We start from the raw sequence: 12,547 nt of genomic DNA, 5'->3' as shown, positions 1-12,547 counted from the left end.
GATAACTCTTGAATGTCTTGAAACGTTGATATAATCGTATTGATTAACGTTTTGAGAATTGTGAAGCTTTACGAGCTTTCTTAAGACCTGGTTTTTTGTCTCATTTATCATTCTTTGATAAATGTCAGTAATACCAAGCACCTATTAGATACTTTATTCGTTTCTCATCACTTATAACCTATTATTTCAGGCCAAGGGTTATCAAAAGGTTATCAAAAAAGAGTTTTCGGAGCTTATGTAATTGAGAAAAACAAATGTATTTACTTTACTTTTTTGTAAGTTCATTTTATAATGTATATACAAAAGGAGTAGAGCCATGAATGTTATCTTAAGAAAAACAGGAAATAGTACGGTTATTACAATTCCACATCAAATTAAAGAGACCCTTGGAGCAGAAATCGGAGAAGAAATCGAATTCGTTACTTCAGGAAACAATGTCATCATTCGCAAAGCTGAGCCAAAATTTAATTTTGATAAAGAACTAGAAAAAGCCATGAACCAATACGATGAACTTTTGAAAGAATTGGTGGATAAATGAGGTATCTGACCGCTGCAGATATTATCAAAATCAATGTTATGGTTATTGGCAAATATTCTCCAAAGGAACCCGTTGGAATAGCTGACCCTAATAGCTTGCAGATGATTGTTGAACAGCCAAAACAGGAGATTTTCGGCAAAGTTCTCTATCCGGATATTTACAGTAAGGCTGCTATTATTTGGATTAACTTGATTAAGAAACATCCTTTTTATAATGCTAATAAACGGACTGCTGTTCTTGCCTTACATATGTTTCTGGCAATGAATGGCTACCAATCTAGTCTTTCCTTACATGATGGACTTGAAAAAACAGTTGAAATTGCAACGTTTCAAGGAGATTTTGATGAATTGAAAACAACCATTATCCATTTCCTCAAACAAGATGGAAATGTAACAAAATGACGATAAAAAGTGGTTATCAACCTTTAGTTGACAACCACTTTTTGTATTTCTATATTCTATTGTATTTTCCCTTATTTACAATCGTGATTTAAACCTACAGATAACAACTACCTTATTGGACTTTAGCGTTCCTAGCCACCTAATCTGCTAAATACGTATTAGTATCACATTTCTGTTCATAATGCCATGATTTTACTTTCTTTCTTCTCCCCAAGACCTCACAATAAACCGGATCGGGAGTTGCTATTTAGTTCACCAGTAGAGGATCCCCTAGGGGATATTGACTATATTTTTAACATGCTCATCGTACTAAAAAAAGACAAACAGGTTATTGAACCAATTTGTCTCTTCAATCAAATACTACCAATATTTTGTACAGACTGCAGTATTTCAACTAAAAGATAGCATTTAGTTCTTGCTATCTTTTTTCAATTGTTTTGGTGATACAAAGCAAGTTGTTCTATTGCTTGACACCTTACGAATAATAGGTTTTGCCATAACAATTCTCCTTTCCTATTAAATATGGATATTCTACCATCTTTTTCCAAATTACTATAAAAATATATCATATTCACAACATCAAGATTCTAGAGTCATTATTTCATCTTTTAACCGCAAATAAAGATTCTCACAATCAATAAAATCTAAAAACTTGGCACACTGTTTCATAATATTTAGCGCTTCTTTATTGCCATTACTATAACTATAATAAGCCTTATTATATTTCAAAAGAAGTTTTTCATACATATCAGTGTCTGAAATATTTAATTTATCTAAATGTGTAATATACTTTATTGCAATATCATTTCTTTCATGAGAAATTGAAAGATTAATAATATTTAAAAGCATTTGGTGTATTTTTCTTCTATTGTTTGAATTGCCGTAATACAGCTGTGTTCGCTTTAACATCTCCGAAGAAAAGGTATCCAAAGTTTCAATAGATAAAACCCCAGCGGTATTTGTGAATATCCATAACTCATACCTTCCCCACTCCTCAACCGAAAACAAATATTCCATAAGATATGTTATTTCATGCTCTGTCACTGCTGTGTCACTATTACAGTAAGCCATTATAGCTTTAATAACAATATAATTTAATGTATACGTTTGTAGTTCTAAAGGATCCGATGCTTCATCCATAAGCTTTTGACTACAGGCTAACATCTTATTTAATTTTACTATATTCTTAGATACATAGGCTTCAGATAATTCCTGCGATAAACGAACATCGTTTATTTGATGATAAATATTATAAAGGTACTGAAACTCTTCAAGAGAAACATTCATTCTTTGTAAGGAATTCAAAAATGCATCTACTGTTAAATGAGATTCATTTCTCTCAAACCTTGAAAGCTACCCCGCAGAAATACATTTACCAGCAACTTGTCTGAGTGAAACTTGCTTTGAATTTCTTATTAATTTAAAAACTTTTCCTGTTAAATTTTTCATATGTTGTATATCCGTTACAAAAATATATATAAGTGTCTCATAGTATATAATAAAAATAAAAATCAAACAAGGAGAAAATTTAAAATGAAAAATAATTTTTTATCAAAATTTCTTATCGTCTTAGCAAATATTTTAATCATTATCACTATGTAGTTATTAGGGGGTTGGAGGTTAGCAATAATGTTTATATTTAAGTTTGAAACTAGAGAAATAACGGACTTAGAAACTTTAGAAATCTATGAGGTAGACCAAGACTCTGCAAATATTTTACACTCTTATTTAGAGGGGACCTTACCTGAATCAGAAAATGAGTCTCTACAAATTATTAAAAAGGCTTTAGAAGATAATTTAATCCATCTAAATGATCTACAATTATGGACGGAGGATACATTTAGACTAAATACACCTATAGTTCATATCATTCAAAATTGTAATAGTCCATGTACAATTTGTGATTGTTGGAAAACCAGAGAAAGGAATATTCGTACCGCAGTTGAACTTTATCCATCATTCAAAAAAATGTCGGAATATGGTGCAAGTTCCATAATGGTATCTGGAGGTGAACCTACACTAAATCCTGAACTAGAGCAAATTATTGATGACATTCATTCCCTAGGTATGGGGGTAGAATTAAATACTAACGGCACCCTCTTATCTCGCAACAAATATTTATATAAAAAAAATATAGAGGCATTAATTGTCTCTATCGATGGTTTCTCTCCTGAAGAATACAAACAAATTCGAGGTATTAATAAATTCGAAACTGTTTGTAATAATATTATTGAATTCAAAAAGTATTCACCAGAAACTATCGTTGGAATCCGTGTTACTTTAACAAAGTATACATTAAATCAATTAGATAAGTTAATTGATTTATGTAAAAAGTTAAATATTGATAGTGTTGGGTTCAATCCTATTGATGTTACCTCATCTAGCTTTTCTAGAAATATGAATTTCGAGCGTTCTATGCTATTAAGAAACAGACTATTCCCTGATTTAGATTATCTTAATGATTTTATTGCTTCCTTAGAAAACACTGAATCGGATAACTATAAAATTATTGAGGAAGCTAGCTCAAAATCATTATTTTCTTGGAACGTTTCACAGTTTAAAAAATGTGCAAACTACTATAAAGGTATATTAACATCCGAAGAAACTCTCAATTCATCCGAGCCTTGTAATTTTCCGAATTATTCACTGGTAGTTGACTACGATCAAACCATTAAACCTTGCTTCTATGCGCCCGCATTTTCAAATTTAAAAGACTTTCCAAATGACACATGGGACTTAGCAAAAATAAAGGAACATCTCCGTAATACTGGAATATGTAAAGGATGTAGGGGGAAAGTTTTCTGTGGATAAAAAAATATTTCAATTATCTTATATTTTAAGAAGCACTGCTATATCTATGCTTATTTTACCTATTTGGTGGGTAGATATACAAAAAATACCATTACAACCCTATCTAACAATTGCAGCTCTGGTGCCTATAATGTCTCTAATTTTAGATATTCCATTTTCAGTTATAGCAGACAAATTTGGATTGAAAATATCATATTTTATTGGTTTGATTATTTTCTCTGTTTCATTTTTAACTCCTCTATTGCTCTCTGGTATAGCATCTTATATTGTTTTTACTATACTGTCAGTATTAGCAGATAGCCTGATAAATGGTGTCGAAATTGCAATTATTAAAAGCATCTCAGGTAGCAACTTTTCCGAATATTTCTCAAAATTATCTCAATCATTCTATTTGTTTACAATACCTCTCTTCTTTATAAGTGTAATAGCTTACCAATTTAATACTTTACTTCCATTGATTATTCAAAGTATCACCATCTTTCTATCAGCAATAAATTTATTACGAATTAAAATTATCGATGATTCAATACCAGAGGTTCAAATACATGAGGGCTGGTCTTTGAAAACAACCCCAAAATACTTTATTATTCTCTGCTCAATTATTCTTATTTATTCTGTTTTTGATGGTGCCGTACAATTTCAAAACAGAAGTATTCAGTTACTTTTATCCGATAATTTACTTATACTATCATGTTTATTCGCCTGTGGGAATGTAATATCATCAGTGGGGTTGGGAAGACGAGTCTATAATTTCATTAACGATCGTACAACATCTTTCAAAATTTCCTTAATTACTCTCATCTTTGTTTTATCATTAATTTTACTGTCCTTAAATAAATTAGTTTCTATCATTATAGGATACATAGGAATATCTTTAATAAAAGGAATTTATAGACCAATTATGAGCGAACTTTATAGTAATCTTCAGCCTAAGCAAAAATGGAAAGCTAGCTGGTTTAGCTTCCTTTCAGTAGGTAGTGGCATCATTTTGATAGCGATAAATTTCTTTTTTACACAAATCAGTAATCAATTACAATTATTAGAGCTTTTATGGGCATTACTAATTTTGGGAACTGGAATGATATTTTATGTAGTTATTTGGAAAAATGAAAGACTTGAACTTAGCTATCACGACTCAAGCTCACTTTCAAATAAAACAACTACATTAATAATTGATTTAATTAGGTCAAAATTAAATATACGGCAATCGTATCCCATACAAGATTCATCATATAATAATGTTGCGGAAATAAAAGAGATACAGGAAACAACCACACTACCAGTGGTAAAAATTATAGATACTGATGATCATTCATTAACTTATCAGTATTTCTCTGGGATAAAGCTAGAAAATTTAGATTCTGATAAACAACATGCTACAATAATTGATATTGTTGAACTACTTAAAACTAGAGAGATAGAAGAAACCACCACTCAATATCCTTGTAGTTGTATTACATTAAGCCATGAAGACTTACATCCAGGGAATATCTTAGTATCAAACAAACAATATAAAGTAATTGATTGGGACTTCTCAGGAATGGGTTATAAAATAACCGATGAAATCTCTCTTTTATTCCATCCCAAACTTCATCTAACACTTAATGAAAGATTTAAATATCTCACTGATATCGCCCAATATCATTCGGATATTTGTCCAATCAAATTAAGTGTAGACAAAAATACTAAATTTGTAGAAACATATTTACATAATAAAATTAAAGAAATTTCTAATTGGAATTCCACTTCAAAATACGCAAAAGAACTAAAAGACGAATACCTAACTTTATTAATGGAGGTTAAAGAATTTGGCAATACCGTTGATAATTAGCACTTACTGTAGTGCAGGATGTAATCATTGTCCATTTAATAAAGCAGGTACTAAAATTAAAAATCCTGAAATAAATGATAAAGAAATCTATATCATTACGGGTGGAGAGCCTCTGGAAGATCTTACACATTTAAGAAACGTCATAAAGCAACTCCAATCAAAGAATGCATATTTTAGATTAGCAACAGGAGGACACATTAGAATAGCCTCGATTCATAATATGCTATCAAATACATCTAACTATTTGGGTATAAACATTGGAACAGATATCCTACTAAGAAATGACTCTACTGATTTACAAAAAATTTGGTTAGAAAATTGGGGACTTTATGGGAAACTATCGAATACATGGTTAACAATAACATTATCTTATGATATTGAACTACCCACAATAGAAAAATTAATAACTGAGACTAAGCCTCGTAAAGTTTTACTCAACGAAATAGAGGGTGGATTTAAAGACTATATCAAATATTTTCATCTATTAAAAACGAAATTCCCCTTAATAATATTTATTGAAGGTTATAGAAATGAAACTTAAAAAAAATACTTTAAATATTCCAAGTGGTTTTGGAAGTGCAAGCGGAACAATATTCCATAAACAAATCTTTTTTATTGATTTTGATGATAAACTCCCCTACTCATTTTGGGAAATAACATATAGTCCCTCCATGGGAACTGATTCCGGTAAATTAGAAAAAAGTTTATTAAAATATATGGCAAGCATGCATACCTCCGATCCTATTATTTTAAATCATATTTCTTGGAGAAATTTTTTAATTTCAAAAAGTAATTTTATTAAAAAGAAAATTCGTCTTTCGGGTGTTGAGTTCGATTTAACAAAGCAAACTACTTTTATTCCAAAAGTTGATTTTTTAAGAATAAAAGCTTATAAGAATGTTCCAAAATGGATTTTTAGCTTGGTTACCATGCCTCAAATACTTATTATTGATTACAATAATTCTAGTGATCTTGGTAATTTAAGTAAAGACTTGGCACAAATTCAAAGTACATTTCCTGATATTAAAGTTTATTTAGAACAACCTTTTGAAAGCTTTGAAAACTGCAGAAATAGACCGGAATTTGAAAAATATCACCTAATATTTGATGGTTATAACTACATAAATAAAATCAAAAATAATTATATTAACAAGGGTGATATTTTTAACTTCAAAATTGGTCGCAATACTGTAAAGGAATATGAGTATTTGATAAAAAATAATTATAATATTATTTTTGGTAATGTCACCTCTTCAAAAATCGGTCAAGAAATATGTAATAAGTTGTCTGATAGATTTGCCAATGTTGAATTAAATTGTATTGAGATAAAAAATTAGCTTAACTCCAAAGAAGATTTTTAGATGAGGGGTTTGGGGATTTTCCCCAAAATAGAAATTAAACAGCATCATAAATGTGTCGGTCTGACCATTACTGATGCTGTTTGATTTTGACGACAGTGAGTATACACTGTCTGAGCTCGCAAAGTCCTTTTGACATTTTATAAACATTGCCGTACTTGATACGGTGCCGTACATTGTCTGTACAAGGAGTTTTCACGACTACATGATAAAAAACGCTGACCACCATCAGCGTTTTTGTTATCATATTTTGAAATGATGTCATCAAAATGACTGGAGAACTATCACTTCTTAACTACTCGTTGCTTGTCTTCCTTTAATTCTTCAATTGGAAAAAGTTCATCTAGTTTTTTAGATCCAATTCAAATAAGTAAAGAAAAAAAGACAGCTCCAGTTTCGGAAAACTATCTCTTTTGAAGCTCTATCACATTTAGCAGTTGGAATAATAACTTAGAAATAATTAGTTATTGTGCAGGTCTCAAGGTTGCTGCTACTGTCCGAATAGAACTTTGTGTAAGTTCATTTTGACTTTCTTCATCTGTGATTACACGAGGTTTTGGAAAGTTCTCGATAGGCTTTTCATGTTCTTGGGCTTGCTTTTTAGCTTGTTCAAGTCGTTGGTGTTGAGCTTCTGGACCCCAGTCTTTTTCTGCAGCAATCTCAGAGACCATAAAGGCACTATATCGATATGCCTCTGGAACAATCGTCTGGATTTGTTCTTTAGTGAAGCGGTCTCCTTCACTATAATCAACGACATCCCAAATAAGTCCGCCATTGCCATCTTCTCGTGCTGCAAGGCAGTGTTCGCATCCGATAGGATTTGAGAGATTGATCATAAAGAGTTCTTCAGACCATTCTCCAGTCATTACAGCATCAATGAATGTTTTATATTCATCGTCTGAGGCAAATGTTAGTTGACCTTCTTTTTCAGCTTTTTGAGCTTCACATAATACCTCTAATCGTTCCTGGTATAGTGAGAAATTGTACTGCTTCAAGAAATTTGCTTGTTCCGTTGTTAAAATATTTTTCTTCATCGTGATTACCTCTTATTCTAAGTTAAATGTCAGTGTTACTTTAGTCAATGGGATGTGTTTAAGTCCCCAAAAGCCAGATTTCAGTAACACTTTGAACATACCAGCTACATTGCCCTCTGTATCTTGTCTAAACTTTTCATCTCTGATTTCCGTAAGACCTTTAAATTCATGAGAAATGCTACTAGCAATAGATGAACGCATCGACTCTTTGATATTGTCTACGGTGTCAAATCGTCCTCTGATATTTGCATTGTGTCTATCATCAAAAATGATTTTATTGATCTGACCTTTGCTGAAGTTTCTTAAGGCAATAGCTACAACATAAGGAAGTGCAATCCCCAATGTAACTAGTGGGTGTGTCAGAATATCAAAGACAATACCTTTTAGAGTGGTGATAAGTACGATATAAGCCAATGCACCTATCAATTTAAAGTAATTAACTGACATCGTAAATTTATTTTTTCGATTAGCTAATAACAAACCAATACATACATAAACTACCAGTAATACCAGGGCGACAATATGAATCGTCTTTGTTGAAACGTTGAGAATATTGTTTGCTAATAACAGAACTGAAGTGGCTGTTATAAATATGATTTCAAGAAAATAAATACTTTCAGCAAACCATTTCATCAGTAACATGAACATTAATTTATTATTTTTCAAAAAGACACCTTCTTTCTACTTATATGGTCTTGATTTCGTAAGTCCATAATTATATAAATTATCAGTCCTCATATAAGCAACAACTTCCTTCCTAGTTCATTTTAAAGTACTCCCTAATTATAGGAAAACAAATATCTATTTGTAACCCAGTGACACCTCCTAAAAAAACACAACTCTTTTGAGCTGTGTTTTTAGGGAATTATGAATTTAGAATAGTGAAAAGGATTTTTAAGAAGTGGGTGCTATCTTAGTACTCTTTACTACGTTTAGAGAAACCAAGCATGCCAAGAGCAGTAGTCAAAATAACTGCACCTGCAGTAGCAATAGCTGAAGTTGATTTTTCACCAGTATTAGGAAGAACTTTAATAGCTTGTTGTTGGACAGGCACTTCTTCTACTGGAGTTACTGGGGTAGAAGTAGGTCCGCCAGACTCTCCTACTGGTGCTGCTGGTGGTGTATCGAATGAAACAAGATTTGATTGATAGGCATTACCAAAATCAATCTGATAGAAATCATTTTCTACAGTAGTACCTGCAGGGATTTGCAATGTAGCAGGGAGATTAACTGTTACATTATTGTTTTTTAGAATATAGTCTTGGTAATAATCAACGGGATTTTTGGCTACCCAGAGATAGAATTCACCAGTTGGGTTAAGACCAGATTCATTTAGGATCTTGTTGATGGCATCAGTACGTCCTTCATCCGAAAGTACATGATACATATCAAAGAGTTCTTTGACATCGTTGTTTTTGCTATCGACAATAGTAATAGCATCTTCATCTACAGTGAAGGCACCATCTTGCACATCATCAAGGAGTGCAAATTTGAGTGCTTGTTTAGATGCAGCCATATCTTTGTATGGGCTATAGTCAGTCGTCAAATGGAAGGTTACTTTATCATCTTCAGTAGTCTTACCGTCGATGTCATTTCCTTTTGAGTCTGTAACAGACTTATGTGGTTTTGGAGCCGTTGGTGTCTTGTTAGTGACAGTATCAGAGAAGGTTTCGTAACCATTACGACCAGCTTTATAAGTATTATCGTAGAAACCGTTATCGTCCGTTGCTACGAACTTGATTGTAGGTGCTTCAAGAGCTTTACCATCGTATTTGGCAGTAAATGTGTAGGTCTTAGAAGCCTCATCATAGTCAACGTTCCAACCTTTAGCCTCATTTTCAGTCTTGTTGGCTTCGATATTTGGAACTTCACCGAATTCAAGTGGATCACGTGTTGTCACGGTATCGCCAACTTTTGCATTAGCAAAGATGTTTCCATTATTCAAAACATAGGTATGTTCATCATTTTTAGGAATCATCTTACCATTAACATTTTCGCCGTCGCTGTTGAGGACAGTTTTAGTTACAGTTGGTTGATAATTCATACTGTAGTCATGGTAGCTTACAGATGGAATTTCTGGTTTAACAGGTTCATTAACCTTTTTAACTGTAGCTGATGGAACCACGTTTGGATTAGTGAAATCAAGACTCAACTGACCATGTGTATTGATAATCCAGTTATCATCAATGTTAAGAATTGGGATAATACCAGTAGTCTCGCCTGGTTTCAAGACATAGGACTTGTTAAGTGCAATACTATGATTGATATCTTCCGCAAAGCTAGAGTTACCATCATGGTTTACTGAGTAGATTTCTTCTCCGTCTGTGTAAACGTGGTAGTTAAGATTTTGGTTAACACCAGTATTTGGACGGTTACTTGTATAAGCATAGTTCCACAAATCGAGACTATTAAGTGTTACGGTTGTCGAACCGTCTCCGTTAGCTGCAGACGTGAAATTAACCTTACCATTAAGGGTACCTGTCCCCAAAACACCCAAGCTATCATTAGCTGAGTCATTCATATCGTGCGTGAATGAGAAGGTGCCGTCCGGATTAACACTACCATTTTGAACAGAGTTCCCGTAAGTCAATTGATCAACATTTTGTGTTGTCACACGTCCATCAACATTAACGTTAGCATTATCCTTCATAGCAGCATAATCCTTGGTAAATTTGTCGATGGTTTCTTTGTTTGACGCAATCTGCTTATTAACCTGCTCAGTATAGGTGTTGTAATCACCCACACTATTACCATCTCCACTTGAGATTTCAGTAGCTTCTGCCTTAATAAGTCCATTACTGTCTTTAACGGCTTTGTCTACTTGAGCTTCAAGTTATCAGCTGCATCATAGGCTGATTGGCGTCCAGATGCGTCCTGGGTAGCTTGTTTGATTGTAGCTACTTGTTCATTTTGGTCGGCCTTGATTTCAGCTTGCTTTGTTGCAAGATCTTCACTTGTGGTTGGTGTCCCTTTGTCTTGCGTAGCATCTTGTGTCACTTTAACCCCACTATCTTTAGCGGTAACAACTGCATCTGTGACAGCTGTGTTGTCGATAGTTACCTTTTCAGCTTCAGTAGATTGTGAATCAGTAGTGTTTGTTACAGTCGCTGTGGTAGTTGGAGTAGAGACATCTGAAGTTGCAACAGCTGTAGCTTGTGACATAAGGCTGTCTGCGTTTGCTTGTGAGGTAGCCACTGGTTCTGAATTTACAGGAGCTTCAGTTACTTCATCTGCAGATGCTTGAGAAGTGCCCCCAACGATTGCTGCAGCACCAAGTGCAAGTACACCTACTGCTCCATAGACTTTATTTTTTCGAATAGAGCCATGTCCTTTCGTGTTATTTGAGTCTTTAAACATTTTCAATAATCACCTTTCTTAGTTTGAGTACCATTTATCTTGTTTTACAGCTGTACGTTGAAGACCAAGTGCTGCCAAAATCAAGAATCCAAAGGTAACGAGTTTTGTTCCAGCTTCCCCTGTTTCAGGAAGTGTTACCATTTCTCCTGCCTCGGTCTTAACAGAGACAGTTCCATCCTCATTCACTGCTCCTCCTGCCTGTGAAGCCGGAACTGAGGCTACAGAACCATCGAAGTTTTGTACGACAAGATCACTATTGTTTGTTGAGAAAACTTTATAACCAGTATTTGTAACGACTGGTTGACTAGGAGTCACATTAAGTACAACTTGTTTTGTTGAAGGAGAAACGTCTCCTGGTTTAGGTGCTTCTTGAACATTCGTGTCGCTAACTTTAGGAGTTTCTTCAGTTTTAGGAGACTCAACTACCTTGTTTGAAGTTGCTGCTGAAGGTGAAGCTACTTCTGTACGATTGTCTGATTTATGTTCAGATGGCGTAGAGACACCAGTTCCATTGGTTCCGCCAAGAATATGAGGTGTATTTGTAGGAGTTTCAGTTACTGTGTGTTCTGAAGGAGTAGGTGTTTCTGATGCAGTTGAAGTTGTATCAGAAGTAGAGTTTCCTTCACTTCCTTCAGAGGTAGCTGTTGACGTTTCAGCAGTTGTACTTGCATTTTCGGAAGTCGTAGGTGTAGCCACAGAAGTTTCTAATGTCTTCCCTTCGTCTTGACTTGGCGTAGTAACACTTGGTGTTGTAGGTGTAGCTACACCTGTACCAGTAGAACCGTCAGTTACTTTAGGTGTCTCAGTTGTTACACCTTCATTTTTAGGAGTGTCAACTTTAGGTGCTTCAGCAGTTGGGACATCTGTGGAATTGGTACCGGGTGTCGCTGGTGTTGATGAAGCGGGAGGAAGAAGTGTATCGGAGTGTCCAGTCGCAACAGTAGCATTATCTGTTGGTCCAGTTGGTGCGGCAGTTTCGTCTGCTGATACCCCATTATTAACCAAACCTGTTGCTACAAGGGCTGTTAAAAAAGCTCTAGATTTTAGGATTATTGAACGTTTGTTTTTATCCATGAATAAGCAATTTCCTTTCTTAAAAATTACAATTAGATGATAGGAAAAGTCATCCCTTACTCAAACCCAGTGACACCCTATGAAAACACAAAAAAAGAGCAGTATACTCTTTTGTAATCTATTCATGAAATTTATTGTTGTCT

General features: G+C 33.9%; 12 protein-coding genes. 6 read left to right on the top strand and 6 right to left on the bottom strand.

Annotated elements, in window-relative coordinates; all coding sequences use genetic code 11:
• Window positions 1-316: 316 nt before the first annotated feature.
• Window positions 317-538 (top strand): AbrB/MazE/SpoVT family DNA-binding domain-containing protein, encoded by a 222-nt coding sequence (locus tag ADF62_RS06160; protein WP_027970065.1) that lies wholly within the window; start codon window positions 317-319, stop codon window positions 536-538.
• Window positions 535-939 carry a type II toxin-antitoxin system death-on-curing family toxin gene (locus ADF62_RS06155; protein WP_027970066.1) on the top strand — a complete coding sequence of 135 codons (405 nt, stop codon included), beginning with the start codon at window positions 535-537 and terminating at the stop codon, window positions 937-939. Before ADF62_RS06160 ends, ADF62_RS06155 begins: the two co-directional genes overlap by 4 nt.
• A gap of 579 nt (window positions 940-1,518) precedes the next feature.
• Here ADF62_RS06155 and ADF62_RS06150 read toward each other — a convergent pair.
• Complete coding sequence (locus ADF62_RS06150) at window positions 1,519-2,244, bottom strand: hypothetical protein (RefSeq protein WP_048788356.1); 726 nt, start codon at window positions 2,242-2,244, stop codon at window positions 1,519-1,521.
• A 324-nt stretch (window positions 2,245-2,568) separates the two neighbouring features.
• On the opposite strand from ADF62_RS06150, the gene ADF62_RS06145 reads away from it, so the two are divergent.
• Genes ADF62_RS06145 through ADF62_RS06130 form a run of 4 tightly spaced genes read left to right on the top strand, consistent with a single transcriptional unit; the run spans window position 2,569 to window position 6,918 of the window.
• Complete coding sequence (locus ADF62_RS06145) at window positions 2,569-3,750, top strand: radical SAM protein (RefSeq protein WP_048788355.1); 1,182 nt, start codon at window positions 2,569-2,571, stop codon at window positions 3,748-3,750.
• Window positions 3,743-5,581, top strand: a complete 1,839-nt coding sequence (locus tag ADF62_RS06140; protein WP_048788354.1) for an MFS transporter — start codon at window positions 3,743-3,745, stop codon at window positions 5,579-5,581. Before ADF62_RS06145 ends, ADF62_RS06140 begins: the two co-directional genes overlap by 8 nt.
• Window positions 5,559-6,122, top strand: a complete 564-nt coding sequence (locus ADF62_RS11175; protein ID WP_048788353.1) for a hypothetical protein — start codon at window positions 5,559-5,561, stop codon at window positions 6,120-6,122. The genes ADF62_RS06140 and ADF62_RS11175 overlap by 23 nt, the downstream gene beginning before the upstream one ends.
• Window positions 6,112-6,918 carry a hypothetical protein gene (locus ADF62_RS06130; protein WP_048788352.1) on the top strand — a complete coding sequence of 269 codons (807 nt, stop codon included), beginning with the start codon at window positions 6,112-6,114 and terminating at the stop codon, window positions 6,916-6,918. Before ADF62_RS11175 ends, ADF62_RS06130 begins: the two co-directional genes overlap by 11 nt.
• Before the next feature lie 485 nt (window positions 6,919-7,403).
• On the opposite strand, the gene ADF62_RS06125 is transcribed toward ADF62_RS06130, so the two are convergent.
• The 5 genes from ADF62_RS06125 to ADF62_RS06110 all read right to left on the bottom strand — a co-directional run bounded on the left by ADF62_RS06125 (window position 7,404) and on the right by ADF62_RS06110 (window position 12,404).
• Window positions 7,404-7,973, bottom strand: coding sequence for a hypothetical protein (locus tag ADF62_RS06125; protein WP_048788351.1), 570 nt, complete (start codon window positions 7,971-7,973; stop codon window positions 7,404-7,406).
• A gap of 12 nt (window positions 7,974-7,985) precedes the next feature.
• The gene (locus tag ADF62_RS06120) at window positions 7,986-8,639 is read right to left on the bottom strand and encodes a hypothetical protein (RefSeq protein WP_002887254.1); all 654 of its coding nucleotides are present in this window, start codon (window positions 8,637-8,639) and stop codon (window positions 7,986-7,988) included.
• Between the two features lie 247 nt (window positions 8,640-8,886).
• A complete protein-coding gene (locus ADF62_RS06115) occupies window positions 8,887-10,716 on the bottom strand; it encodes an SspB-related isopeptide-forming adhesin (RefSeq protein WP_239665002.1) in 1,830 nt (609 codons plus the stop codon).
• Window positions 10,717-10,790: 74 nt separating this feature from the next.
• Window positions 10,791-11,330 carry a hypothetical protein gene (locus tag ADF62_RS11500; protein WP_239665001.1) on the bottom strand — a complete coding sequence of 180 codons (540 nt, stop codon included), beginning with the start codon at window positions 11,328-11,330 and terminating at the stop codon, window positions 10,791-10,793.
• Between the two features lie 18 nt (window positions 11,331-11,348).
• Complete coding sequence (locus ADF62_RS06110; protein WP_048788350.1) at window positions 11,349-12,404, bottom strand: hypothetical protein; 1,056 nt, start codon at window positions 12,402-12,404, stop codon at window positions 11,349-11,351.
• Between the last annotated feature and the right edge of the window lie 143 nt (window positions 12,405-12,547).

The sequence above is a fragment of the Streptococcus sp. 1004_SSPC genome (assembly GCF_001069025.1).
Classification (GTDB): Bacteria; Bacillota; Bacilli; order Lactobacillales; family Streptococcaceae; genus Streptococcus; species Streptococcus vestibularis.
This window is presented reverse-complemented; position numbering and strand designations above follow the sequence as displayed.